This window comes from Rhodococcus sp. P-2 (assembly GCF_016598535.1).
Taxonomy (GTDB): domain Bacteria; phylum Actinomycetota; class Actinomycetes; order Mycobacteriales; family Mycobacteriaceae; genus Rhodococcus_F; species Rhodococcus_F baikonurensis.
In genome coordinates, this window is the sequence record NZ_CP066779.1 from 4768610 (window position 1) to 4793271 (window position 24662).

A 24662-nucleotide genomic window follows, 5' to 3' on the forward strand; every position below is an offset into this window, starting at 1 on the left:
CAACTTTAGAACGTGTTCTTGTTTTGGGCAACCATCGTCACGGATGTTCGGTCAGCGCCGCACGCGGGCACTGAGCGATCGCGGAACGGACATCTTCCCAACGATCCTCCGGCGGACGCGCAGAACTGATCACGAGCTCCTCGTTGTCGTCGAGGTCGAAAATATCGGGTGCGATCCCGACGCACACACCGTTTGCCTCGCAACGGTCCAGATCAACCCTGACCTCCATGGCGATTCCTCTTCTCTACTCACAACTACTGGCGCGAACACGGATACGAAACGAGTGCCGCAGGGCTGTGCCGCACACCGTTCCTGGCGATAACACTAGAACCTGTTTCAGTCGTGTGCAATGATTCGAAAAAGTACCGAGAACGGACGTCGAACGATCCGCTGGACACAGCGAAGGCGCCCCTTGTCGCCGATGTACGCATCGATAGAACCTGTGTCAATCGAATGGTTGGCGCTTTGATTCGTATCTCTATGGAGAGGTAACCATGCACATCACCTACACCCCTGAGCAGCAACAGCTCCAGGAGGAGTTGCGTGCCTACTTCGCACAACTGATGACTCCCGAGCGGCGTGAAGCGCTAGCCGCCACGACGGGTGAATACGGCGAAGGCAATGCGTACCGCGAAGTCGTCGCGCAGATGGGCCAGGACGGCTGGCTCACTCTGGGTTGGCCGAAAGAGTACGGCGGGCAGGAACGCTCCGCGATGGACCAGCTGATCTTCACCGACGAAGCCGCCATCGCCGGTGCGCCCGTGCCATTCCTGACGATCAATTCCGTAGCGCCGACAATCATGCATTTCGGTACGGACGAGCAGAAGGCCTTCTTCCTGCCCAAGATCTCTCGCGGTGAGCTCCACTTCGCGATCGGCTACTCCGAGCCCGAGGCAGGCACCGACCTGGCGTCTCTGCGCACCTCGGCTGTCCGTGACGGCGATGACTACGTCATCAACGGGCAGAAGATGTGGACGAGCCTGATCCAGTACGCCGACTACGTGTGGTTGGCCTGCCGTACCGATCCGGAAGCCAAGAAGCACAAGGGAATCAGCATGCTGATCGTCCCCACCACGGCAGAGGGCTTCTCCTACACCCCGGTTCACACCATGGCCGGCCCCGACACCAGCGCCACCTACTACCAGGACGTACGCGTCCCGGCGTCGTCGATAGTCGGTCAGGAACACGGTGGCTGGGCACTGATCACCAACCAGCTCAACCACGAGCGAGTAGCGCTCACCTCGGCCGGACCGATTCTGACCGCCCAGCGCGAGGTTCGCGAGTGGGCACAGAACACCAAGTTGCCCGACGGCCGACGCATGATCGACCAGGAATGGGTGCAGATCAATCTCGCTCGCGTGCATGCCAAGGCCGAGTACCTGAAGTTGATGAACTGGGAAATTGCCTCCGCAACCGATCATGCTCCCGGACCCGAAGCCGCGTCGGCCAACAAGGTGTTCGGTACCGAATTCGCCACCGAGGCTTACCGCTTGCTGATGGAGATCCTCGGATCCTCCGCCACGATCAGGCAGAACTCCCCCGGCGCTCTTCTGCGTGGCCGCATCGAACGTATGCATCGTTCTTCGCTGATCCTGACGTTCGGCGGCGGTACCAACGAAGTGCAACGCGACATCATCGGAATGACAGCTCTGCGGCTTCCCGCATCGAAGCGATAAGGACCCACGATCATGGAATTCACCCTTACCGAGGCCCAGCAGGACCTGTCCGGTCTGACACGATCCGTCGTCACCGAACTGGTCACCAATGACCGCCTCCGTGAACTCGACGCCGCCGAAGACCGCTTCGACGCCATCTTGTGGAACGCTCTGGCCTCGGCCGGCGTCCTCGGCGCAGCTCTTCCGGAATCGGTGGGCGGCGACGGATTCGGTGTCCTCGAGCAGTGCAGCATCCTGGCCGAACTCGGGCGCGGTGTTGCAGCCGTTCCGTTCCTGACGTCCATCGTCGGATCGGCCGCAGCGATAGCAGAATTCGGCTCGGACCAGCAGCGAGACGAATGGGCGAGCGCTGCCGCCGCCGGCGAGAAGATACTGACCGCGGCCCTCGCCGAGGAATACAACGACGACCCGGCCCACCCCGTCACGCGTGCCGAGAAGACCGCCGACGGCTGGCGCATCGACGGAGCAAAGATCACCGTCGACAGTGCGCCGCTCGCCGATCTGTTCCTCGTCCCCGCCATCACCGAGGACGGCGTCGCAGTCTTCCTCGTCGAACCCTCCGACGCGGGCGTGCGCATCACCAGGCAATCGACCACGGATTTCTCGAGTGCGGCCCTGGTCGAGTTCGATTCGGTGCAGATTCCGGCCGATCGTGTTCTCGGGTCGGTTGCCCAAGGATCCGACATCGCGGCATGGATCGTCGAAAGAATTCAGCTCGGTTCCAGCGCCTACCAGTACGGGGTGCTCGATCAGGCACTGAAGCTGACCGCCGAATACGCCTCCGAGCGTGTGCAGTTCGGCCGTCCGATCGGTAGTTTCCAGGCCGTGGCACAGCGCCTCGCCGACGGATACATCGACGTCAAGGGCGTCCGTCTGACTCTCTGGGCCGCAGCGTGGCGTCTGAGCGAAGGACTTCCGTCCGACGGGGCAGTGCAGACGGCCAAGTTCTGGGCTGCAGATGCGGGACACCGAGTCGGGCACACTGCTGTTCACGTTCACGGCGGCGTGGGTCTGGACGAGGACCATCCCGTTCACCGCTACTTCCTCGCGGCCAAGCATCACGAGTTCCTGCTCGGCAACGCAACGGATCAGCTTCGCGCACTGGGCAAGGAACTTGCCGCAGTTCCTGCCTGAGTGCGTCCCACCGAGTGGAAATCCATGACCTGGTCCGAGACGAATCGATGATGATGCAGCTATGAGTCAGAGCCCCACTGTTTCCGATCTACTCCTCGGAGTCAGCGAGATCGACGACCGCGGTATCCGTTTCGAGGACCAGGTCATCACCTGGCGCGAGCACATTCAAGGCTCGTTCGATCGAGCAGCGCTGCTGGACACGCTGCTCGATCCAACGCGCCCCCGGCATTTCGGTCTTCTGATGGAGAACGTCCCCGAATTCTCGCTATTGCTCGGCGCAGCATCGTTCTCGGGTTCGGTTGCCGCCGGACTGAACACGACCAGGCGCGGCCCGGCACTGGCGCGAGACATTGCGCTCTCCGACTGCCAGGTCATCTTCACCGAGAACAACCAGGCGCATCTACTCGACGACGTCGATCTCGGCGACGTCCGGGTGATCAACGTGGATTCTCCGGCCTGGACGCAATTGTTGGCGCCCTTCGCCGATACGCCCGCCTACGCGCCGACGGCGCAACCCGACGATCTGTTGATGCTCATCTTCACTTCCGGAACCAGCGGTGATCCCAAAGCGGTTCGGTGCACGCACCACAAGTTGGCCTCTCCCGGGGTCATGCTTGCCGATCGCTTCGGGCTCGGCGCCGACGACGTCGTCTACATGGCGATGCCCATGTTCCATTCCAACGCCATGATGGCGGCGTGGACGGTCGCGCTACACGCGCGTGCGGGAATTGCCATGCGACGCAAGTTCTCCGCTTCGGGTTTTCTGCCCGACGTTCACAAGTACGGAATCACGTACTCCAACTACGTCGGAAAGCCGTTGTCCTTCATCGCTTCCACCCCCGAGGTGCCGAATGAGCGGGACAACACCTTGAAGATCATGTACGGCAACGAGGGTTCGGCGCCCGCCGTCGCCACCTTCGTTCGGCGCTTCGATGCCCGCGTCATCGACGGGTTCGGGTCCACCGAGGGCGGTATTTCGATCTCCGCGGCGCCGGTTCCCCGGGCCGGCGCACTGGGACTGCTCCCGGACGGCGTCAAGATCCTCGATCCCGAGACCGGAGCACCCTGCCCGCCTGCCGTCTTCGACGCCGACGGCCGGATCACCAACGCCGACGAGGCAACCGGTGAACTGGTCAACGTCACCGGCCCAGGCACGTTCGCCGGGTACTACAAGAACCCGGAAGCCGACGCCGAGCGAATGCGCAACGGCCAGTACTGGAGTGGCGATCTGGCGTACACCGATGCCGACGGCTACGTCTACTTCGCGGGACGCAGTTCCGGTTGGCTACGCGTGGACGGCGAGAACATCGGCGCCGCACCCATCGAACGCTCCCTGGTCGGTTACCCGGGCTTCGCGCAGGTGTCCGTGTACGCGGTCCCCGACAGCGACGTCGGCGACCGCGTCATGGCGTCGGTGATTCCGGTCGGCGACGTAGACAATTTCGACCCGGTCGCCGTAGCCGAATACATCGACTCCCGGCCGGAACTCGGTCCGAAGCAGAAGCCGACCTTGATCCGAGTGTGCAGTGAGTTCCCGAGAACGGCGACGTTCAAGGTGGTCACTCGAACGCAGAGTGCCGAACGCTGGAACACCTCCGATCCGGTGTGGATCCGCCGGCGCGGAGAATCCGACTTCCAATTACTCACTCCCGAACTGGCACTCGGCCTCGAGAAGACGCGAGAGTCCGTCTAGTCCGGTGTCTCAGTAGCGCTGAGCAAGCGGTTTGTGCGCCGACACCGTTTTGTAGAACTCGGTGAGCCGAAGCTGTGATGCCGCTGCCTCGTCGATTACCACCGTCGCGTGTGGATGCAGCTGGAGGACCGATGCCGGGCACACCGCGGCCAGCGGCCCCTCGACGGCAGCGGCAATCGCAGCGGCCTTGTGCTCGCCGGTCGCGATCATCACCAGATGCCGTGCTTCGCAGATAGTTCCGAGGCCCTGGGTGATCACGTGCCGTGGTACGTCGTCCGGACTCTCGAAGAACCGGGCATTGTCGGTTCGAGTCTGTTCCGTCAGCGTCTTGACCCGGGTCCTCGAATTCAGCGAGGACGTCGGTTCGTTGAAACCGATGTGACCGTTGCCGCCGATGCCCAGGAGTTGTACGTCCACCGGACCATTCGACCCAATCGCCCGGTCGTAGGCTGCCGCGGCGGCAAATGGATCCGGCGCGGTTCCGTCGGGGCTGAATACCCTTGACGCGTCCAGGTCCAGGTGATTCACCAACTCGGTTCGAATCACCTGGGCATACGACTCCGGGTGACCTTCCGGCAGACCGACGTATTCGTCCAACAGGAACGCCTGCAGGCCGACAAAACTCAACCCGTCCTCGCGGTGACGGCGCGCGAGTTCGCGGTACACCGAGAGCGGTGAAGACCCCGTCGCCAGGCCCAAAGTCCGTGCACCTGAATGCACCGCGTGTTCGAAGATGTCGGCAACAACGGTGCCGGCCGCCTCCGCACTGTCGACAATGACAATTTCCATCGGTTGATTCCTCAGCTTTCGGTGTAGTTCATGAGCCAGGTGTCATGAGCCAGTTCCCAGCGGCCATGACGGCGCGGGTTTCGAGTTCGGGACCGGTGACGATCAGATCGGCGCGGCAACCCGGCACGAGATCGCCGACGATTCCGGCCAGCCCCACCAGCGAAGCAGGCGTTGCCGTCGCTGCGATGACAGCCGAAAGCAGATCGACGCCCGCGTGATTGACCGCCCGGCGGACTATGTCCATCAACCGACTCGTCCCGCCGGCGATGGCCGTATCGCCGTGGCCGGCCAATCGCGCCACGCCACCGACAACGTCGACGTCGAGAGGCCCGAGTGGGTAGCGGCCGTCGGGCATTCCGGCGGCAGCCATGGCGTCGGAGACCAACGCGATCTGATGCGGACCGACAAGATCGAACACCGTCGCTACCGTCTCGTCGGCCAGATGTACTCCGTCCCCGACCAACTCGACCACCATCTGTCCTCTGGCGGCCGCGGCAAGACACGCCGCCACTGCGCCGGGAGCGCGATGATGCATCGGAGCCATTCCGTTGAACAGGTGAGTGGCACTGAGCGGTGCATGCGCCGAGTGTGCGATCGAACGGGTCGCGACCGGGTTGGACGCATCTGTGTGTCCGATACTCACGACGGCACCGTGACGTTCCATCAGTGAGGCAAGTTCGTCGAAGTGCGCTGTCTCCGGAGCGATAGTCATCGAGCGAATGTGCCCGCGGCCGGCTTCGAGCAGCGACTCGAGCAGAGCCGGGTCGCCATCGAGAATGCTGTCGGGATCCTGGGCGCCACAACGGAGTACCGAAAGGAATGGACCTTCCAGGTGAATTCCGGCCAGCGTGCCCTCGTCGACCAGTCTTGCCAGGAGTTCGATGCGAGTGCGCAGGATCTCCGGCGGCGCGGAGACGAGCGAGCCGATCACCGAGGTCGTGCCGTTCGTCCGATGGTGATCGGCAGCCGCGGTTGATCCGAACTCGTCTGCCTCGGGGAAACCGAACCCGCCGGCGCCGTGGCAGTGAACATCCACCAACCCCGGAATGATCGTTGTCCCCGCAGCCGCCCGTTCGGGTAACGGGTCGGTTCGCTGCGACGCCGGCCCGGCCCACACCACACGATCACCGGCGATCTCGACAACCCCGTCCGAGAGCAGTCGACCACCGGTCACCAATTGTCCACGCAGAATTTGTCCACGAAGTATCACGACATCACCTGCGGTACAACGGGAACTTCGGTATCTGCGATCGACAACTCACGGAGCACGGCGTCCGCGAGCACGTAGTGCCCATGTTCGTTCGGATGGAACGCGTCAGCCAGGAGCGCCGGCGGTGGGCCCTCGGGAGAATGGGCCGTCCACTGCGCGTAGTGGTCGACGAACACCACGCGCGTCGAGGCGGCTACTTGCCGCACGACCTCGACGTACTGAACCAATCCTGCTCTGGTGGGCGCGTTCTCGACGTCGATCGGCGGCGGCGTCTGCAGGATCGGCACCGCGCCGATCGCTCGCGTCCGGAATATCGTGTCCGAGAGGTCGTCTCGAAACCGTTCCAGTCCTTCGTCGCCGTCCAATGCGTCATTCGTACCGAGCATGATCAACACCACCGAGGGGTCGAACACTTCGATGCGGTGCGCGAAACCTGCACGCACGTCGGAGGATCGATTGCCACTTATTCCGGTGTTGACAAGGACGTGGTTGAACAGGGAAAGCTCACCACGGACGCGCTCGGCGCAGTGTTCGACGTAACTTCGATGACCATCGGTGTGCGTCAATCCCTGAGTGATGCTGTCACCGGTGAAGACCCATCGGATCGGCGTCGAGGAGTCGCCGAGCAAAGTCTCCAGTCGGATCCGTTCAGCAGTCTTGGACTTCAGAGACTGCGACGTCGGCGTCATCCCCTCTGCCTTTCGGCGCCCGATACTGCCGCCGCGAACTTCGACGTGATGAACGCCGGGTCCGTGATTGCGGTTCCGACAACCACCGAGTCTGCACCCAGGGCGATGGCGCGTGCCGCATCCTCCGGGCTGTGGTAGCGCCCTTCGGCGATGAGGACCGCATCTGGAAGTGCCTGCCGCAGTTCCGAGATCAGCTCGAGATCCGGGCCTGCCAGCCGTCTGCTGTTCTCGGTATATCCCGCGAGTGTGCTGGAGATGACGTCGGCGCCCGCCGCAGCGGCAGCGATACCGTCTTCGAGGGTCCCGCAGTCGGCCATGACGAGGCCGCCGCGATCATGGACCGCGTCGACGGTGTCGGCGAATGTCAATCCGTCCGGACGCGTTCGCAGAGTGGCATCGGCGGCCACGATCTGCGCACCGGTATCGACGACTTCGAGAGCTGATTCCCTTGTCGGCGTGATGAACACGCCCTCGGAACCGATCTTCGTCAAACCGATCACCGGTACCTTCACTGCCGACACGACTGCGGCGACATCCGGGGTTCCGCCCACACCGCCACAGCGGATCGCCACTGCTCCGCCGTCGACCGCGGCGCGAGCCATCCTCTCGATGGTCCCGGTGTCACGCAGGGCATGGCCGTGTCCGGCCTGACAGGACACGATCAGCTTTCCGCTGATGATCGTGAGCAACTCTTCGACAGTCACGGTGTTACCTCGATTCGTGTTGCGGCGGCCAGGAGCGCAGCTCCGACGAGCGGCGCATCGGTGCCCAGACGGGCTGGAAGAATGGCGGTTTCGGCAATGGGGCCCATCGCTTCCACCCGGAAAGCGGACGTCAGCGGAGACAGGAGGTCCGCTCCGATCTGGGCTGCGCCGCCGCCGATGACGATCACCTCGGGGTCGAATGCAGTGGCGACGCCGGCCAGGACGCGACCCAGCAGAGTACCGGCGTCGGCGACCACGGCACGGGCGATCGGATCGCCCGAGTGCATGAGCGCCACCACTGCCTGCAACGGTTGAGTGGGCACACCCACCCGCGCTGCGTACTCGGCTGCCATCGCCGGGCCAGAGGCGACTGCCTCGAGGTGATCGGTTCTGCCGCAACCGCAACCTATCGCCCCGGAGACCGGAACCAGCAGATGCGCGAGTTCGCCGGCTGTTCCGTGGGCACCGTGGTACAGCTGCCCCCCCACGGTCAACGCGCCACCGATTCCGGTACCGATCGAGACGAACAGTGCAGAGGTTCGACCGCGACCGGCGCCGATCATGTTCTCGCCGTGGGCCATCGCGCGCACGTCGTTGTCCACCGTCACCGGTAGGCCTGAGTGTGCCTCGAGTTCTCCGCGAACCTCGGCGCCACTCCATCCGGACAGAATGTCGGAGGCGAAGACGACGCGGCCACGCACCCGATCGATGATTCCCGGTGCACCGACTCCGATTCCGGCTACCGTGTGATTCGCCCTCAGACGGTCGACCAACGCGGTAGCGGTCCCGAGAACGGCTTCCCTACCCGCCGTCGGTGTTGCGGCACGAACGGTGTCGATCACGTCTCCGTCGGACGTCACCACCGCGGCAGCCACTTTGGTGCCGCCGATGTCGATACCGATCCATCGCTTCTGCCCAGATGTCATGTCAGAGGAGCCCGGCCCGTTCGAGAACGACCTTGATCGTTGCGGTCTCGGACTCGTCGAGCGAGAGCATCGGGGCGCACATCGTGTTGCCCGTGATGACGCCGCGCAAGGCCAGAGCCGTCTTGAACGCGCCCAGACCCGCGGCACCGGCACTGACGCGACCCGGTGTCGGCGCCTCGACGATGGAGAACAGATCGGTGAGTCGATCCTGCTCGGCCTTCGCTGCGGCCCAGTCTCCTGCCTGCGCGGCGCGCCACAGTCGCACGTAGCCGTGCGGGTCCACGTTGGCCAGGCCGGGCACTGCGCCCGAAGCACCCATCAGCAGGCATCCGTCGACGACTACCTCGTGCCCGGTGAAGACGGCAAAGTTTTCGAGCTCGGCCGACTGACGGAGCAACATACGGAAGCTGACGTCGTCGCCGCTCGAATCCTTCACTCCGGCGATGACTCCCTCGCGGCCGAGTTCGACCAGCATTGCCGGGTTGAGCTTGCTGTGGACACGAACCGGCACGTCGTAGGCGAACAACGGAAGATCCACCGCGGCGTGAATGGATCGGAAATGCGTTGCCGTCTCGGCCGCGTCGGTGATCGCATAGAACGGCGCCGTCGCGACGATGGCATCCGCACCCGCTTCGCGGGCCTGCTCGGCAACGGCGATGACCCGGTTGGTGGTCATGTCGTTCACTCCGACGAGGACCGGGACCTGCCCGCCGACGTGACCGATGGCCGTCTGCACCACCTGGGCGCGCTGAGCGTCGGTGAGGTAACCGACCTCACCCGAGGAACCGAGGACGAACAACCCGTCGACTCCGGCTTCGATCTGCAGTGAGAGCAGGCGTTCGAGCGACGTGGCGTCGACCTCGCCCTCGAGCGTCAGGGGTGTGACGATGGGCGGGACGATTCCGCTGAAGGTGGTGGTTTCCGTGCTCATGGGGTCTCCATATGTTGGTTGTCGGATTGAGTTGTGGGTGCGGCTGTCAGGGAGAACTGTCAGGGAGAAACGGAGACCGGCTGACCGCTCGAGGCGGACAGATAAGCAGCGTCGATCACGCGCATCGACGCGCGGGCGTCTGCCACGGTGTAGTCGGGTTCGGTCCGTGTGGGGAGTCGATCGAGCACGTGAGAGAGAAAGCTCGACACCGCGTTGTCCGACCCGAAGCCGCCGATGGGTGATGCGGTCACGTCTCCCGAGGCCGCGAAGTGTGTCACCGCGGGTTTGTCGTCGTCGGAACTTGCGTATCCGTGGGAGCCGAGGACCCGAACCGTCGCGGTATTCGCACCGAAACCCGGTGCTGCGGGGATTCTTCCGACGGTCACCGTCGCGGTGACGCCGTATTCCAGGGCGAGCGAGATCAACGCTGTGTCTTCCACACCGAATTGCTGGTGAGCGCCGCCGTAGAGCGTGCTCGTCTCGGCGTACACCTCGGTGATGTCCAGACCGGTGAGGTATCTGAGGTAGTCGGCGGCGTATCCGGCGAAGTTCACCACTTCTCCCCCGCCGGACAGCGCCGGATCCACCACAAGTTCGGGACGCTCGACCGAGGTGGCGAAATGTGTTCCGCTTGCCAGGAACTCGATGTCCACGTGGCGCGGCAGTCCGAGACTTCCGGCATCGATCCAGCGGCGCAGTCGTCGTAGCGCAGGTGAATGAGTGCGGTTCACCACCGTACAGATTCGCCCGTTCGACCGTGCGGCTTCCGCCACCGCCGCGGCCTCCGCCTCGTCGACGCCCACCGGCTTGTCCACCAGGACGTCGAGTCCCGCGTCCAATGCGGCAATCGCAAGCCGTGCATGCCTGGTCGGCTCACTGCAGATGATCGCCAGGTCTATCCGTTCGGGGTCGAGGAGCTCGCCGAGTTCGTCGATCCACTCGATGTCTGCGGCCTTTGCCATCGCGATCCCGTCCTCACGAATCCAATCGGGGACCGAGGATTCGTCGGAGGCCCCGACCACGCTCACTCGAGGATCGGAACGCAACAGGTCCGCGTAGGAACCGGCATGCCTGACGCCGCTGACAAATCCGACGCGGATCGAACCGGTGCCGGTCATCGGTGTTCTCCGATCGAGATCGCACGGCCGGTGTCAAGTGATTGCTGGGCAGCGATGGCAGTCGCGAGAGCTGCACGCACCTGCCAGTTCTCGACTATCGGGCTCGCGGAACCGTCGAGTGTGGCGATCCAGTGACGCATCTGATGCGACATCGCGTCCTCGATCGACGACGGCGGCGCGTTGGTCGTGTCCGTCATCAGTCCCGGGTCGTCGCCGGTGTCGTGCGCGAGCGTGCCGGAAGTTCCGGACACCACGATCCGGCGCACCATCTTGCCCGATTGCGGTAGTGCGTAAGCCAATTCGATGAGTGCCAGCGATCCGTCCTCGAAGCGAACGGTCAGATGGAAGCTGTCGTGCACGGGCATCCCCGCTGCGAAGGTGGGGAAACTACGAGCGAACACGCGGATCGGACGACGACCGATCAGCCACGTCACCAGATCGAGTGCGTGGGTTCCGTTGTGAACGGGGTGACCACCCGAGCGTTCCTTGTCGTGTTGCCAGCCTCGCCAGCCCCCTGGCCAGACATGCCCGGTGTACCAACTGAGGTGGATCAACCGGGGGTCCCCGATGGCGCCTTGTGCAACCGAGTTTCCGATCGAGGTGATCGACGGCTGGAATCGTACGGTCTGTCCGACCATCAGGGACGTGCCGCCACCTTCGGTGGCCTCGACCATCGCGTCGAAGTCCGCGACTGTCAGCGCAGCCGGCTTCTCCACGTGCACATGCTTTCCCGCGCGGCCGGCGGCAATCGTCACGGGCGCATGGTCGGGAGTGGCTCCGACCACGTTGACCGCGTGCACCGTCGGGTCTGCGAGAATCTTCGCCAGATCGGTACTGGCCTGCGCGCCCGGCGCCAATGCCGCAACCGATGCGGCCCGGTCCAAGTCACTACCGAATACGTAGGCGACTTCGACCGATGGAATGCGCGCCAGAGCGCTGACGTGATCCCGGGCGATTCCGCCACTGCCGATGACGGCTACACGCACGGTCACTTCGCACTTCCCGACAGCGCTGCCGGTTCGCCGCCACCGAGTCGCACCTGTTCGGCGACGACGAGTGCGCGTTCGCGTGCGTATGTCAACGGCGAGTCGGCATCAGCCTTGCCGTCGAGAACTGCTGCCATCTCGTCGATTTCGTGGCGAATCGCAGCCTGCATCCACAGCGAGGATCCACCGTTGCCCGAGTTGTACTTCTGCGTCCTGCTGGCAGCGTCGATCAACGATTGGTTCTCGGCGTCGAGGTCGAAGATCGGCCACGACTCTTCGACCCGTCCCCCGCGCAGTCGGCTGACCCGGCCGGTGTGGAAGTCCGCGTGGACCGAGCCTTCGGCGGCATCGACCGTCAGCTCCCACGAAGAAGTGTGTGAACGCGTCGAGATGGTGTGTCTGCCGATCGCGCCGCCGGCGAACGACACCACTGTGTTGCGGAAGCCGTCGTCCGCGGTGGCGATGCTCGACACGGCAGTCACCTCGCCGCCGAGCCAGCACATCAGGTCCAGTTCGTGAATCTCGTGAGTCAGTTCTCCACCCGTCCGGGTCTTGTCGAGCTTCCACCACTGTGGATCTGCGCCGCCGGTGTCGATCCATCGTGAGCGAGACGTTTCGATCGCAGCGACCTCGCCGAGCTCTCCCGAGGTCAGCAGGTCCGCCAGACGTCGTACACCCGGCATCATCCGCATGATGTGACCGACCATCAACGGCGAACCGCTCGCGTCGGCGCTCGCGATGATGTTCTGCGCATCGACCAATTCGACGGCGAGTGGCTTCTCGACAAAAACTGCCTTGCCGTGCTCGAGTGCCGCGATGGCAGGTTCGGCGTGCGCGTGATTGGGCGTCGCGACGACAACGAGGGCCAACTCCGGGTGAGCGGCCACCACGTCGTGGTCGTCTGTCGGGGTTGCCGAGAACTCTGCGGCGACGTCCTTAGCCCGCTCGAAGTCATGGTCGCACAGCATCGCCAGTTCGAAACGTGGATGGGCAGCCAGCTCGCGAGCGAGGGAACTACCGAAGAATCCGCAACCGACCACACCGACTTTGTATCGGGTCATGAAGTCTCCAAAGATTGGATGAGGGATGTCCTATGTTATACGGGCGGCGCCTTCACCCGTCAATTCGACTTCGGTAACACAGTCTTCATCTATGCAGGTAAACGCACTATTTTTGATTCCAAACCTCTCGGAACTCGAAGTTCCGCGGCGCGAGTTCCGAAGATTCTCTAGACGCTTTCTGATCCACAATGTAAGTTACGCAACATCGGACGTCGAACATAGGACATCCCCTATCCACTCCCCCGATGTCCCGCTCCCCGCCTTGGAGGCCGCCTTGAAGAACGAACGACCGCTGAGCTCCGCGTTCACCCGCCGAGACCTGTTCCGGTACACCGGGCTGTTGGGAGCTGCAGCAGGTATCACCGCGACTCTCGCGGCTTGTGGCGGCGGCCCGTCGTCGACCTCGGTAGTCGGCAGTTCCGCGAGCACCGGCGATCTGACCACCGCCATCGGATACGGCAACGACCAGAGCTTCGACCCGATGCAGACTGCATCCGGTTTCCTCATGGCGGCCGTCAACCACGTCTACGAGGGACTGCTCGAAAACGATCCCGGCACCGGTGAGACGTATGCGGCGCTCGCACAAGCCGTCCCGACCGACGCCACCGCCTCGAGCTGGACCATGAAGATCCGCGACGGTGCAACCTGGCACGACGGCACTCCGGTCACCTCGGACGACGTCGTCTTCACCTTCGATCGCATCCTCGATCCACAGCAGAACGTACTGATCCGCTCCTTCTTCTCCTCCTGGTTGCAGTCCGTCACCAAGGTCGACGACCAGACGGTGACCCTGAACTTCAACTACCCGTTCAGCGCTGCCGCACAGCGTCTCTCGATCGCCAAGATCATGCCCAAGCACGTCTTCGACGGTCATTGGGACGAGGCCAAGTCCGGCGCGCTGGTCGTCGGTTCCGGTCCGTACAAGCTCAAGAGCCACACCCCCAAGAGCAACACAGCTTTCGAGGCCTACGAGGCGTACAACGGGCCGCGTCCGGCCAACTTCGCGACGATGAACTGGCTGTCCATCGTCGACACTTCCTCACGCATCGCACGCGTCTCGGGCAACAATGCCGGTGCACAACTCGCCGACAACATCCCCGTCGCCAACGTCCCCACGCTGACCTCCGGCGGGCGCACCGTCGAGGGCAACCCGGGCATGAACCTCATGTACCTGCTCTTCGACACCACTCAGGCACCGTTCGACGACGTTCGTGTTCGCCAGGCGATGTTCTATGCGATCAACACCCCGAAGATGATCGAGATCGCCCTCGGCGGCAAGGCAGCACCGGCCACGAGTTACCTGTACGAGCGCAACCCCGACTACGCGCGGGCGTCCACCGTCTACTCGTACGATCCGGACAAGGCCCGCTCACTCCTCGCTTCCGCCGGTGTCAGTGGCCTCGACCTGACGCTGCTCTCCACCAACGTCAGCTGGTTGGCCGACTGCTTGCCGACCATCAAAGAGTCCTGGGACGCAGTCGGATTCAACACGACGCTCGAACCGCAGGACACCAGCGCCATGGTGAGCAAGCTCAACAGCGGCCAGAAGTTCCAGATCGCAGCGGGTACGTCCAACCCCCAGGCATTCGGCAGCGACGTCGACCTCCTCGTCCGCTACACGTACAGCAAGGGCGGCTTGTGGACGAAGACCTACGCCAAGTGGGACGACACCCCCGAGGCGCAGAAGATCTACGCCACCATGGACGAAGCCACCCGCGAGACCGCCCCGGCAAAGCGCAGCACCCTCGTGCAGTCGTACCTGAACCAGATCGCCGAAAATGCTGTCTACTACCCGGTTCTCCATCAGGAACTCCTGACTGCGTGGGATCCGAAGAAGATCGCCGACGTCACTCCGCTGCCGTACCCCGGCGTCAACCTGCTTCAGGCGAAGCCGGCCTGATACCCGTGTGCTCGGCCGTTTCCCACAACTGAGAGATCCCCCGATGGCAAGAGTCCTCCCCATGCTGATCAGGCGATTACTGATACTGATCCCCCTGATCCTCGGCATCATCGCGTTCGTCTTCATCGTGATGCAGTTCGCGCCCACCGATCCCGCAACCGCGGCGTTCAACGGCGGCAACCCGACTGCGGAACAGTTGCAGCAGTTCAAGGAAGAGAACGGACTGCTCGATCCGCTTCCGCTGCAATACGTTCACTTCGTGACCGATCTGGTCAGCGGCAACATGGGTGACAGTCTGATTTCCGGTACCCCGGTGTTGGATTCGATCTCCACCGCTCTGCCACTGACCATTCAGCTCACGGTTCTCGGACTGGTGATCGCCATCGTGCTCTCGCTGATCTTCGGTGTCACCAGCGCACTGTTCCGCGATCGTTGGCCGGATCAGGTCATCCGAGTGATCTCCCTCGGTGGTGTGGCAGCACCGTCATTCTGGTTGGCACTGCTGATGATTCAGTACCTTGCTGTCCAACTCGGATGGTTCCCTACCGGTGGCTACGTCAATCCGAGCGACTCCGTCGGTGACTGGCTCTGGTACATGGCGCTCCCGGCGCTGTCTCTGTCACTGCCCGTCGCGGCGCAACTGACGCGAATCATCCGCACGTCCATGGTCGAGGAGTTGGACAAGGACTACGTCCGTACCGCAATCGGCAGCGGCCTGCCCTATCACGTGGTGATCGGACGGAATGTGTTGCGTAACGCGCTGATCAACCCGCTCACCGTTCTGGGCCTGCGTGTCGGTTACCTCCTCGGCGGCGCCGTGGTCATCGAGCAGATCTTCGGCCTTCCCGGAATGGGTCAGCTCATGATCAACGGCGTCACCAACGGTGATCCCGCAGTCGTTCAGGGTGTTGTCATCGTGATCGCGGTCGGCTTCGTCGTCGTCAACCTCGCCGTCGACATCCTCTACCTGCTCGTCAATCCACGACTTCGGAGCGCAGCATGATGAGAAGAAAACTCACCGAGAAGCTTTCGCGACCCGGTATCACCTTTTCTCGCTTCCCCCTCTCGGCCTGGCTGTCGATGGCGGTTCTCGCGATCATCGTGCTCGCCTGCCTCTTCGCGCCGCTGATCACGCAGTACACCCCACTCGAACAGGCGGTCGGTACCGCGGGCCCCAGCGCCGAGCACTGGTTCGGTCAGGACAGTCTCGGCCGAGATCTGTTCAGCCGCTTGCTCTACGGCGGACGCTGGTCGCTGACCATCGGTCTCGGTTCCACCTTCCTCGCACTGTGCGCCGGCGCTCTCATCGGATCGGTGGCCGCAACGAGCCGAAAAGGCGTCGACGAGACCATCATGCGTGTGCTCGACGTAGTCATGGCGTTCCCGGGCATCGCGCTCGCTGCCGTACTCGTCGCAGCCTTCGGTGGTTCGATCCCGGTTCTGATCGTCACGATCGCGTTCCTCTACACGCCGATGGTGGCCCGCGTCGTTCGCGCGAACGTTCTCGCTCAGTACGGCGAGGACTACGTCGCGGCCGAAAAGGTCATCGGCGCAAGAACTTCACACATCGTCGTCAAACACGTCGTAGCCAACTGTGCTGCGCCCGTTCTCGTCTTCTGCACTGTCATGGTCGCCGACGCCATCGTGCTGGAGGCCAGCCTGTCGTTCATCGGCGCCGGTGTCCGTCCCCCGGATCCGTCATGGGGATCGGTGATCGCCGACGGCAAGAACATGGTCCTTCTCGGTGGTTGGTGGGCAACGGTATTCCCCGGACTGCTCATTCTTCTGACAGTGCTCTCCCTCAACGTGCTCGCCGAGGGCCTGACCGACGCGATGGCAGATCCGAGTCTGAAGAAAACCAAGAAGACGCCCTCCGCACTGGAAGCAGCGCAGACTGCCGCAGCGGAAGAGACCTCCAACGAGCTCATTCTGGAGGACGAAGCTGCAGTCACCGAGGCCCCGGAGTTGATCGACGACTTCGCCGACTCCAGCGTCGTGAAAGATGTTCTGAAGCCGGCCGCCGAGCCGACCCCTCTCGAAACTCACCTGAAGATCCTGGCGGAAACCGAGCGGTCTCGGTCCGATCGTCTTGTGTACGAGGGCGATGCAGCGCCCCTCCTCGAGGTCCGCAATCTCACGATCCGGTTCCCCGAACGCTACGGAGACACGGCGATCGTCGACAACGTGAGCTTCACCGTCCGCCCGAACGAGACGATGGCACTGGTCGGCGAGTCCGGTTGCGGAAAGTCGCTCACTTCGCTGGCGATCATGGGTCTACTGCCCAAGACAGCAGTGGTGACCGGCGAGATCCTGTTCGACGGCGTCAACGTCCTCGAACTGAACAACCGGGAGCGAAACAAGCTGCGCGGACACGACATGGCGATGATCTACCAGGATGCGCTGAGTTCTCTGAACCCGGCGATGCTGATCCGCGCGCAGTTCAAGCAGCTCACCAAGCGTGGCGGTACCCGCACAGCCGAGGAGTTGCTCGAACTCGTCGGACTCGATCCGGTGCGCACTCTCGCCAGCTACCCACACGAGCTTTCCGGTGGTCAGCGTCAGCGCGTCCTGATCGCGATGTCGCTCACCCGTAGTCCGCGGTTGATCGTCGCGGACGAGCCCACCACCGCCCTCGACGTCACCGTCCAGGCCCAGGTCGTGGACTTGCTCAACGACCTTCGGGAAAAGCTGGGATTCGCGATGGTCTTCGTCAGCCACGACCTGGCCCTCGTTGCCTCCCTCGCCCACAAGATCACGGTGATGTATGCCGGTCAGGTCGTCGAGTCGGCGCCGACGAGTGACCTGCTCGTCGATCCCCGCCACGAATACACTCAGGGCCTTCTCGGCGCCGTTCTCTCCATCGAGGACGAAGCGCCGCGACTGCATCAGATCCAGGGAACCGTTCCGTCACCCGGAAGCTTCGCGCCGGGAGACCGTTTCGCCGAGCGTTCCACCCGCCCGGATTCCGATCCCCTCCGTAAGCCGGAGATGGTCCGTATCGACGGGACCGAGCATTTCTTCGCGAACCAGTCCGCGACTCCCGCACACGCAGAATCGGAATTGGAATTGGAGAGCGTGCGATGACTACAGCTGAAGCACCCATCCTGGAACTGAAGAACATTCACGTCGTCCACAAGACCCGTTCGGGATCACTGTTCAAACCCGGCACGGTTCACGCGGTCAACGATGTCAGTATCGCCGTACGACGAGGGGCGACGATCGGCATCGTGGGCGAGTCGGGTTGCGGTAAGTCCACTCTGGCCAAAGTCATGGTCGGACTCCAGAAACCGACGTCGGGCGACGTGGTCTTTCGCGGCCGACGGGCTCTGACCCGATCGGCGGGCGTGCGCAAGGAGTTCGGGCGGGCGATCTCGATAGTGTTCCAGGATCCGGCTACCGCACTCAATCCGCGAATGACGGTGGCCGACATCCTCACCGATCCGCTCGACGTCCACGGCATCGGCAACCGCGCGAGCCGAACAGCCCGCGTTCGCGAGCTGGTTGGTTTGGTGGGGCTCCCTCAATCCGCACTCGAAGTCATCCCGAGTCAGATCTCCGGCGGTCAGCGTCAACGTGTCGCGATCGCGCGTGCGCTCGCGCTCGAACCCGACGTCATCGTCGCCGACGAGCCGACGTCGGCTCTCGACGTCTCGGTGCGAGCGCAGATCCTGAACCTGCTCAGCGACATCAAAGCTCGACTGGGGCTCGGCATGGTGTTCATCTCGCACGACATACAAACGGTGCGGTACGTCTCCGACACCATCGTCGTCATGAACGCCGGGCGGATCGTCGAGCAGGGAACGGCGCAGGAAGTATTCGACAACCCGTCGGACGCGTACACGGCCAAACTGCTGGGTGCGGCGCCCAGTCTCCTGCAACGCACCGTTGACGTGGGTTGACCAATGGAGCGGATGACCGGACATAGGATGAAGGACGTTCGTATCAGAAAAGGGGAATCGATGTCTGTCCGGAGTGGCACACAGGGCGCTCGTTTCAGCGCGCAAAACCGCATGCGCGCACTTCAGACGGACATCATGAACTTGATCCTCGAACGCAGACTCTCCCCTGGCGACCCGATGCCCACCGAGGCCGAACTGTCCGAGGAGTTGGGAATCGGCCGGAACACGCTCCGCGAGGCACTCAAGGTTCTGCAGGCCTTGGGCGTCGTCGAGATCCGTCACGGCTTCGGAATGTTCGTCGCCCCGAGCAACTTCGACGCTCTCGCCGACGGCCTGACCTTCCGCGGCCGGTTGTCGTTGCAGGGCACCGGGCACGAGGCGATGGAACTGGTCGACATTCGTCAAGCACTCGAGACCGGATTGATCGGTGCGGCAATGGCCGAGATGACGTCGGCCGACCACGCCGACCTCGACGAACTCGTCACCGGTATGGAGGTTCGTGCCGCCGCCGGGAAAAACTTCTCCGACATCGACGCGACCTTTCACTCCCGCCTGTACTCCCCGCTCGACAACCAGGTCCTCGCTCAGTTGATGGACGTCTTCTGGCAGGTGTACAGCGAGATTCAGCAAGCCATCGGGCATTCGGACACGCCACTGATCGACATCGCGTCGAAGCACCGTGCGATTCTCGACGCGATTCGTACGGGTGATGCCGTCGAGGCGGCGCACACTCTCGATGTGCACTTCGGTGGCCTGCGCGAGCGGATCGCCAGTCTCCATGCGTCCGAAGCGCAGTAATCTCGAAACACGTGATTTTGCTCCGCTGCCTCACCATCGCGCCCGTTCTTCCGGCAAAATTACGGGTATGAAGAACCCGAACCTGACGCCTTCGCGCGTTCTCGCAGTTGTCCTCGCTGCCGCCCTCGTCATTTTCGTGATCGCACGTCGCCGCGACGACGGCGCCCTCAGCCGCGGAGAATGGTTGTCGGACAGCGTCGGACCGGACGACCTCGCCGGCTGAAACGACGTATGCCCTCGGCCGAAACTCGGCCGAGGGCATACGTACATGTCATCTACTACTTCATCGAATCCAGTCGGGTTCGCGCGTCCTCGAACCCTGACACCAGCTCTGCCATGACCTCGGCGACGGGGCGGATCTCGTTCATCCGGCCCACGATCTGGCCGACGGGCATTGCCACAACTTCCGGGTTCTCCGATGCAGCGATTCTCTGATGAGCGTCGCTGACCAGCAGGTTCTGCAGCGGCATCGGCAAGGGCGCCGGTGCTCCCGGGTTCGACCAGGCTTCCGTCCACTTGGTCTTGAGCAACCGAGCGGGCTTACCCGAGTAGATGCGCGAACGTACGGTGTCGGCCGACGTCGCGCCCAACAGTGCGCGCTGAATAGCGGACGGGCCCTCGCCCGACGCACTGCCGAGTTTGTATTCGGAGGTGGTGAGCCAGTACGAGCCCATCCACACTCCGGATGCACCGAGTGCGAGTGCAGCAGCCACCTGACGGCCGCTGCCGATACCGCCGGCAGCCAGTACAGCAGCTGAATCACCCAGTGCATCAACAATTTCCGGGACCAGAACCATCGAAGCGATCTCGCCCGTGTGACCGCCGGCCTCGTAGCCCTGCGCGATCACGATGTCGACGCCGTTCTCGACGTGACGACGTGCGTGCTCGACGGCGCCGGCCAGTGCCGCTACCGGAACGCCCTTCTCGTGCGCCTGATCGATGACGTCCTTGGGCGGCGATCCCAGCGCATTCGCGATCAGCGCAATCCGATGCCCCAGAGCAACATCGACATGGGACCGCGCCACCGAGTGAAGCCATCCCAGTACGCCGGTCGCATGCTCGACGTCGTCGGACAGCGGCGGCACCCCCAGTTCGTCCAGCGTGCGATTGACGAAGGCGCGGTGCTCCTCCGGGATCAGCTTGTCGAGATCGACGGCACCACCCTCGGTCGGCACCTTGGCCGGCATGACGATGTCGACGCCGTACGGCTTCCCGTCGGTGTTCTCGTCCATCCACGTCAGTGCAGCTTCGAGCTCTTCCGGGTCGTTGAACCGGACGCAACCGAGAACGCCCAGACCGCCTGCGCGACTGATCGCGGCGGCGACGTGCTCGGAAGGAGTGAATCCGAAGATCGGGTATTCGATGCCGAACTTGTCGGCCAGATCCGAACGCATCAGGCTTCCACGCTTTCGTTTGCGGACGCCACAGGAGCGCCGTTTCCGTTGTGATCGTCAGCCTCGCGCGATTCCGTTTCAGCCTTGGCCCAGCGGTAGTCGGGCTTGCCTGCCGGATTGCGCTTGATCTGGTCGACGAACCACACGCTGCGCGGAACCTTGTATCCGGCAATCTCTTTGCGCGCCGCGGTGGCGATGTCGTGCAAGGTCGGCGACGTGCCTTCACGTACCTGAACCACTGCGGCAACCCGCTGACCGAAGCGCTCGTCGGGGATACCGACCACCAGCACGTCGAAGATGTCCGGGTGCGCCTTCAAAGCGCCCTCGACCTCTTCCGGGTACACCTTCTCGCCGCCGCTGTTGATGGACACCGAACCGCGGCCGAGCATCGTGACCGTGCCGTCGGCTTCGACCTGCGCGTAGTCGCCGGGGATCGAGTAACGAACGCCGTTGATGGTGCGGAAGGTTTCGGCCGTCTTGACCTCGTCCTTGTAGTAACCGAGCGGGATGTTGCCCTTGCGAGCGAGCATGCCGCGCTTGCCCGATCCGGGTTCGACCTCGTTGCCGTCGTCGTCGAGAACCGTTGTGGAGGCGTCGATCTTGACCGTCGGGCCGCCGGTGTGCTTCTGGCCCTTGCTGAGCACTGCCAGTCCACCGAAGCCGGTCTCGGACGCGCCGATGGAGTCGGTCAGCAAGCGGTTGGGCAGCAGTTCGAGGAACTGCTCCTGGATACTCGGCGAGAAGAGGGCAGCACTGCTGGCCATCACGTAGAGCGTCGAAAGATCGTACGGCTCACCGGTCTCCGGGTTTCCAGCGATCAGCGCGTCGAGCATCGGGCGGCCCATCGCGTCACCCGTGATGAAGATCAGGTTGACCTTGTGCTTGTCGATGTTCTGCCACACCTCGTGGGCGTCGAATTCGGGGTGCATCAAACAGGTTCCGCCGCCGAAGAGGCTGTGGAACACCGCAGACTGCGAACCGCCGTGAATCATCGGGGGGATCGGGTAGCGGATCATGCTCGGGTTGGCAGCGCCGACCTTCGCCATCTCGTACTCGTCCTCGACCGGAACGCCGGTGACGAAGTTGATGCCGCCGCCGAGCACACGCCACCAGTCCTCGTGACGCCACATGACGCCCTTGGGACTTCCGGTGGTGCCGCCGGTGTAGAGCATGAAGATGTCGTCGTTGCTGCGCTCTTCGAAATCACGCTCACCCGAACTCTGCGCGAGTGCGTCCTCGTAGCCGATGCCGAAAGCACTGAAATCCAGATCGGTGCCGTCCTCGACCACGATGACGGACTTGACCTTGGGAGTGTTCGGCAGGACGTTCGCAACCTTGTCCGAGTAGCGGCGCTCGTGAATGAGTGCCACCATGTCGGAGTTGTCGAAGATGTACTGCAACTCGTTCTCGACGTACCGGTAGTTGATGTTGACCATCACGGCCCGGATCTTGAAAACGGCGACCATGGCCTCGATCGCCTCGATGACGTTCCGGCAGTAGATGCCGACCTTGTCACCCGGCTGAACGCCATGTTCACGCAGGTAGTGGCCGAGGCGGTTTGCTCGGTCCTCCAACTGCGCATAAGTCATCTCGCGGTTGTCCGAGACCAGCGCAACGCGGTCCGGAACGAGGTCGATTGCGTGCTCTACGAAGTCTGCGATGTTAAGGGCCACGAGTTCAAAGTAGAACGTGTTACCGTTTCTGGCAAGACCCAATTTGAGAGCCAGCTCACAGACCCGCCAGGAGCCATCAGTGTCCACTTCGACGACCGAAAAATCAGACATTTCGGAAACCGCGCCGCATTGCCTCGTGGAGAAGCGCGGCCACGTTCTCATCGTGACCATGAATCGCCCCGAGCGTAAGAACGCCATCACCGGCGAGATGATGGCGATCATGGTCGACGCCTGGGACCAGGTCGACAACGACCCCGAAATCCGCGTGGCGATCCTGACCGGAGCAGGCGGCGATTTCTGCGCCGGCGCCGACCTCAAGAACATGTCCGCCAAACCGCCGGGAGATTCCTTCGCGGGCGGCGGCGTCGACATGTCCAAGATCGAAGGCCTCCTCAAGGGTCGCCGGTTGACCAAGCCGCTGATCGCCGCGGTCGAGGGTGCAGCCATCGCCGGTGGAACCGAAATCCTGCAGGGCACCGACATCCGCGTCGCAGGCGAGAGCGCAAAGTTCGGCGTCTCCGAAGCCAAGTGGGGGCTCTTCCCACTCGGCGGTTCCGCAGTGCGTCTGGTGCGCCAGATTCCGTACACGATCGCGGCGGACATCCTGCTCACCGGTCGTCACATCAAAGCGCCCGAAGCCAAGGAGATCGGGCTGATCGGCCACGTCGTCCCGGACGGCCAGGCCCTCGACAAGGCGCTGGAGCTCGCCGACCTGATCAGCGCCAACGGCCCCCTCGCCGTGCAGGCGATCCTCAAGACCATCCGCGACACCGAGGGCATGCACGAGGAAGAGGCCTTCCAGATCGACGCGCAACTGGGCATGAAGGTGTTCATGAGCGCGGACGCCAAGGAGGGCCCGCGGGCTTTCGGTGAGAAGCGGGCACCCCAGTTCAAGGGCATCTGAGTCAGGGTTGTCTGAGTCACCCCGTCTGACCCACCCCCTTTTCGAGCGAACGTACCTTTCGGCGCCTTCAGTGCGCCGAAAGGTACTTTCGCTCAGCCGGTTTCGTCCATTTTCACCCACCTCGACCTCACGAACACCTGAGGCCGAGGACGGGATTGCGCCAATCGGTAGTGCGCACGCAGGTCCTCGATCACGCGATCAGGGTCCGTTCGCAGTGCACTGGGCACCGTCGGCAACACGATGATTCCCGCATTCTGCATTCGCGTCCGACGTTCCACCGTGCGCTTGTAGTCCGTCGGCGCGGCATGCCATTCCAACGAGTCGATGTCCCACGCGAAGGCAACCGAATCGACCCATCCGTCCGGAATTGCGATGAAGTCTCCCTTCGCATCCCGGATCTCATGGTTGAACAACATTTCGGGCAGCCCGCTCCTCTGCCACAGTTTTCGCGCGTGAACCTCCGGAACCGAGTGGACGTTCGCGTTCACTTCGCGCAACACGACCCGAGGTAGCGCGGACCCCCGACTGCTGCCCGCCTCGAGTTCCTTCGCAAGTTCGCGCACCGAGACGTCGCCACGCTGAACGACCTCGGCAATGAGCGCCCGTGTGGGATCGAGGGCCCTGCACCGCCTCGCAGCGTCGAGTAGCGCCCTCGGCAGCGGCGCACAGCGCAGACCGTTACGAATCTCCGGCTCAGGCAGTCGAACAGTGCGCTCCACCGTGACGAACCCAACCGATTGAACACGACGGTCGATGGGGATGAGCACCTGCACATCCCCGGAATGCATCCGATATCCGTACTCCGACATGGCAGATCGCCCGGTCAGCAGAGACTCGTCACCGCTCAACATGAGCGCAGCGATCGATCGTTGACGCGGCGTCGGCTGACCATTTCGGAGCAGGATGACTCCTGGCAAAATGCGCTGCCAGGGTCCACCCACTCGGCACCGGGTGTGCACGGCGGAGTTGGACACGCCCAATCGCGCCAACTCCGCCGTTCGGATCACTCCGCTTCTACTGACGCGGTAGATCGCGTCCAGATCATCGCCCCACGTTCCACGCCGCATGGTTGCAGCATGACTCGAGTAGCAGCGCGGGCTCCGGAGGCGACCTGGGGTTTTGGTGGCCCTGTGGATAACTTTCGGCGAGCGAAAGGCACGTTCAGCGCCTCAGATGC

23 protein-coding genes are annotated in these 24662 nt (G+C 63.3%); 10 read left to right on the forward strand and 13 right to left on the reverse strand.

What is annotated here, in order from left to right:
* Positions 1 to 37: 37 nt before the first annotated feature.
* Positions 38 to 229, reverse strand: a complete 192-nt coding sequence (locus I7X09_RS22345; RefSeq protein WP_033232296.1) for a ferredoxin — start codon at positions 227 to 229, stop codon at positions 38 to 40.
* Between the two features lie 265 nt (positions 230 to 494).
* On the opposite strand from I7X09_RS22345, the gene I7X09_RS22350 reads away from it, so the two are divergent.
* The 3 genes from I7X09_RS22350 (at position 495) to I7X09_RS22360 (ending at position 4503) form a co-directional block, all read left to right on the forward strand.
* A complete protein-coding gene (locus I7X09_RS22350; protein ID WP_200313734.1) occupies positions 495 to 1676 on the forward strand; it encodes an acyl-CoA dehydrogenase family protein in 1182 nt (393 codons plus the stop codon).
* A gap of 12 nt (positions 1677 to 1688) precedes the next feature.
* Entirely contained in the window at positions 1689 to 2810 is a 1122-nt protein-coding gene (locus I7X09_RS22355) for an acyl-CoA dehydrogenase family protein (RefSeq protein WP_095973526.1), read from the forward strand.
* Between the two features lie 61 nt (positions 2811 to 2871).
* Positions 2872 to 4503, forward strand: a complete 1632-nt coding sequence (locus I7X09_RS22360) for a long-chain-fatty-acid--CoA ligase (protein WP_200313736.1) — start codon at positions 2872 to 2874, stop codon at positions 4501 to 4503.
* Between the two features lie 9 nt (positions 4504 to 4512).
* On the opposite strand, the gene nagB is transcribed toward I7X09_RS22360, so the two are convergent.
* Genes nagB through I7X09_RS22405 form a run of 9 tightly spaced genes read right to left on the reverse strand, consistent with a single transcriptional unit; the run spans position 4513 to position 12917 of the window.
* Positions 4513 to 5292 carry a glucosamine-6-phosphate deaminase gene (gene nagB / locus I7X09_RS22365; protein ID WP_166813759.1) on the reverse strand — a complete coding sequence of 260 codons (780 nt, stop codon included), beginning with the start codon at positions 5290 to 5292 and terminating at the stop codon, positions 4513 to 4515.
* Between the two features lie 28 nt (positions 5293 to 5320).
* Complete coding sequence (locus I7X09_RS22370; protein WP_234036682.1) at positions 5321 to 6502, reverse strand: N-acetylglucosamine-6-phosphate deacetylase; 1182 nt, start codon at positions 6500 to 6502, stop codon at positions 5321 to 5323.
* Positions 6499 to 7191: an SGNH/GDSL hydrolase family protein gene (locus I7X09_RS22375; protein ID WP_200313738.1), complete on the reverse strand. Its 693-nt coding sequence runs from the start codon at positions 7189 to 7191 to the stop codon at positions 6499 to 6501. The genes I7X09_RS22370 and I7X09_RS22375 overlap by 4 nt, the downstream gene beginning before the upstream one ends.
* On the reverse strand, positions 7188 to 7895 hold the full coding sequence (locus I7X09_RS22380; RefSeq protein WP_095973530.1) for an N-acetylmannosamine-6-phosphate 2-epimerase: 708 nt from the start codon (positions 7893 to 7895) through the stop codon (positions 7188 to 7190). The genes I7X09_RS22375 and I7X09_RS22380 overlap by 4 nt, the downstream gene beginning before the upstream one ends.
* Positions 7892 to 8821: an ROK family protein gene (locus I7X09_RS22385; RefSeq protein ID WP_200313740.1), complete on the reverse strand. Its 930-nt coding sequence runs from the start codon at positions 8819 to 8821 to the stop codon at positions 7892 to 7894. The genes I7X09_RS22380 and I7X09_RS22385 overlap by 4 nt, the downstream gene beginning before the upstream one ends.
* 1 nt (position 8822) lies before the next feature.
* Positions 8823 to 9752, reverse strand: coding sequence for a dihydrodipicolinate synthase family protein (locus I7X09_RS22390; protein WP_200313742.1), 930 nt, complete (start codon positions 9750 to 9752; stop codon positions 8823 to 8825).
* A 59-nt stretch (positions 9753 to 9811) separates the two neighbouring features.
* Positions 9812 to 10870: a Gfo/Idh/MocA family protein gene (locus I7X09_RS22395; RefSeq protein WP_200313744.1), complete on the reverse strand. Its 1059-nt coding sequence runs from the start codon at positions 10868 to 10870 to the stop codon at positions 9812 to 9814.
* Entirely contained in the window at positions 10867 to 11862 is a 996-nt protein-coding gene (locus tag I7X09_RS22400; RefSeq protein ID WP_124568827.1) for a Gfo/Idh/MocA family protein, read from the reverse strand. The genes I7X09_RS22395 and I7X09_RS22400 overlap by 4 nt, the downstream gene beginning before the upstream one ends.
* Positions 11859 to 12917 (reverse strand): Gfo/Idh/MocA family protein, encoded by a 1059-nt coding sequence (locus I7X09_RS22405; RefSeq protein ID WP_200313746.1) that lies wholly within the window; start codon positions 12915 to 12917, stop codon positions 11859 to 11861. The genes I7X09_RS22400 and I7X09_RS22405 overlap by 4 nt, the downstream gene beginning before the upstream one ends.
* 274 nt (positions 12918 to 13191) lie before the next feature.
* On the opposite strand from I7X09_RS22405, the gene I7X09_RS22410 reads away from it, so the two are divergent.
* The 6 genes from I7X09_RS22410 to I7X09_RS22435 all read left to right on the forward strand — a co-directional run bounded on the left by I7X09_RS22410 (position 13192) and on the right by I7X09_RS22435 (position 19737).
* Positions 13192 to 14817 carry an ABC transporter substrate-binding protein gene (locus tag I7X09_RS22410; protein WP_200313748.1) on the forward strand — a complete coding sequence of 542 codons (1626 nt, stop codon included), beginning with the start codon at positions 13192 to 13194 and terminating at the stop codon, positions 14815 to 14817.
* Positions 14818 to 14860: 43 nt separating this feature from the next.
* Positions 14861 to 15820 carry an ABC transporter permease gene (locus I7X09_RS22415; protein ID WP_029254514.1) on the forward strand — a complete coding sequence of 320 codons (960 nt, stop codon included), beginning with the start codon at positions 14861 to 14863 and terminating at the stop codon, positions 15818 to 15820.
* Positions 15820 to 17901 carry a dipeptide/oligopeptide/nickel ABC transporter permease/ATP-binding protein gene (locus I7X09_RS22420; protein WP_200318034.1) on the forward strand — a complete coding sequence of 694 codons (2082 nt, stop codon included), beginning with the start codon at positions 15820 to 15822 and terminating at the stop codon, positions 17899 to 17901. The genes I7X09_RS22415 and I7X09_RS22420 overlap by 1 nt, the downstream gene beginning before the upstream one ends.
* Positions 17898 to 18716 carry an ABC transporter ATP-binding protein gene (locus I7X09_RS22425; protein ID WP_200313750.1) on the forward strand — a complete coding sequence of 273 codons (819 nt, stop codon included), beginning with the start codon at positions 17898 to 17900 and terminating at the stop codon, positions 18714 to 18716. The genes I7X09_RS22420 and I7X09_RS22425 overlap by 4 nt, the downstream gene beginning before the upstream one ends.
* 60 nt (positions 18717 to 18776) lie before the next feature.
* A complete protein-coding gene (locus tag I7X09_RS22430; RefSeq protein WP_007734278.1) occupies positions 18777 to 19514 on the forward strand; it encodes a FadR/GntR family transcriptional regulator in 738 nt (245 codons plus the stop codon).
* 67 nt (positions 19515 to 19581) lie between these two features.
* A complete protein-coding gene (locus I7X09_RS22435; RefSeq protein WP_019746984.1) occupies positions 19582 to 19737 on the forward strand; it encodes a hypothetical protein in 156 nt (51 codons plus the stop codon).
* Between the two features lie 55 nt (positions 19738 to 19792).
* On the opposite strand, the gene I7X09_RS22440 is transcribed toward I7X09_RS22435, so the two are convergent.
* Together I7X09_RS22440 and I7X09_RS22445 are read right to left on the reverse strand one after the other, a co-directional pair.
* The gene (locus tag I7X09_RS22440; protein WP_003945863.1) at positions 19793 to 20908 is read right to left on the reverse strand and encodes an NAD(P)H-dependent flavin oxidoreductase; all 1116 of its coding nucleotides are present in this window, start codon (positions 20906 to 20908) and stop codon (positions 19793 to 19795) included.
* Positions 20908 to 22581, reverse strand: coding sequence for an acyl-CoA synthetase (locus I7X09_RS22445; protein WP_039973409.1), 1674 nt, complete (start codon positions 22579 to 22581; stop codon positions 20908 to 20910). Before I7X09_RS22445 ends, I7X09_RS22440 begins: the two co-directional genes overlap by 1 nt.
* A 79-nt stretch (positions 22582 to 22660) precedes the next feature.
* Between I7X09_RS22445 and I7X09_RS22450 the strand changes: the two genes are divergently transcribed.
* Positions 22661 to 23485, forward strand: coding sequence for a crotonase/enoyl-CoA hydratase family protein (locus I7X09_RS22450; protein ID WP_070796348.1), 825 nt, complete (start codon positions 22661 to 22663; stop codon positions 23483 to 23485).
* Between the two features lie 92 nt (positions 23486 to 23577).
* Here the strand turns inward: I7X09_RS22450 and I7X09_RS22455 are convergent, their stop codons facing one another.
* Positions 23578 to 24552, reverse strand: coding sequence for a hypothetical protein (locus tag I7X09_RS22455; RefSeq protein ID WP_200313752.1), 975 nt, complete (start codon positions 24550 to 24552; stop codon positions 23578 to 23580).
* Between the last annotated feature and the right edge of the window lie 110 nt (positions 24553 to 24662).

Excerpts from the sequence above, each read along its gene's own strand:
- I7X09_RS22345 (WP_033232296.1), bottom strand. The coding sequence starts at position 229 with ATGGAGGTCAGGGTTGATCTGGACCGTTGCGAGGCAAACGGTGTGTGC.
- I7X09_RS22350 (WP_200313734.1), top strand. The coding sequence starts at position 495 with ATGCACATCACCTACACCCCTGAGCAGCAACAGCTCCAGGAGGAGTTG.
- I7X09_RS22355 (WP_095973526.1), top strand. The coding sequence starts at position 1,689 with ATGGAATTCACCCTTACCGAGGCCCAGCAGGACCTGTCCGGTCTGACA.
- I7X09_RS22360 (WP_200313736.1), top strand. The coding sequence starts at position 2,872 with ATGAGTCAGAGCCCCACTGTTTCCGATCTACTCCTCGGAGTCAGCGAG.
- nagB (WP_166813759.1), bottom strand. The coding sequence starts at position 5,292 with ATGGAAATTGTCATTGTCGACAGTGCGGAGGCGGCCGGCACCGTTGTT.
- I7X09_RS22375 (WP_200313738.1), bottom strand. The coding sequence starts at position 7,191 with ATGACGCCGACGTCGCAGTCTCTGAAGTCCAAGACTGCTGAACGGATC.
- I7X09_RS22385 (WP_200313740.1), bottom strand. The coding sequence starts at position 8,821 with ATGACATCTGGGCAGAAGCGATGGATCGGTATCGACATCGGCGGCACC.
- I7X09_RS22390 (WP_200313742.1), bottom strand. The coding sequence starts at position 9,752 with ATGAGCACGGAAACCACCACCTTCAGCGGAATCGTCCCGCCCATCGTC.
- I7X09_RS22395 (WP_200313744.1), bottom strand. The coding sequence starts at position 10,870 with ATGACCGGCACCGGTTCGATCCGCGTCGGATTTGTCAGCGGCGTCAGG.
- I7X09_RS22405 (WP_200313746.1), bottom strand. The coding sequence starts at position 12,917 with ATGACCCGATACAAAGTCGGTGTGGTCGGTTGCGGATTCTTCGGTAGT.
- I7X09_RS22415 (WP_029254514.1), top strand. The coding sequence starts at position 14,861 with ATGGCAAGAGTCCTCCCCATGCTGATCAGGCGATTACTGATACTGATC.
- I7X09_RS22420 (WP_200318034.1), top strand. The coding sequence starts at position 15,820 with ATGAGAAGAAAACTCACCGAGAAGCTTTCGCGACCCGGTATCACCTTT.
- I7X09_RS22425 (WP_200313750.1), top strand. The coding sequence starts at position 17,898 with ATGACTACAGCTGAAGCACCCATCCTGGAACTGAAGAACATTCACGTC.
- I7X09_RS22430 (WP_007734278.1), top strand. The coding sequence starts at position 18,777 with ATGTCTGTCCGGAGTGGCACACAGGGCGCTCGTTTCAGCGCGCAAAAC.
- I7X09_RS22435 (WP_019746984.1), top strand. The coding sequence starts at position 19,582 with ATGAAGAACCCGAACCTGACGCCTTCGCGCGTTCTCGCAGTTGTCCTC.
- I7X09_RS22440 (WP_003945863.1), bottom strand. The coding sequence starts at position 20,908 with ATGCGTTCGGATCTGGCCGACAAGTTCGGCATCGAATACCCGATCTTC.
- I7X09_RS22455 (WP_200313752.1), bottom strand. The coding sequence starts at position 24,552 with ATGCGGCGTGGAACGTGGGGCGATGATCTGGACGCGATCTACCGCGTC.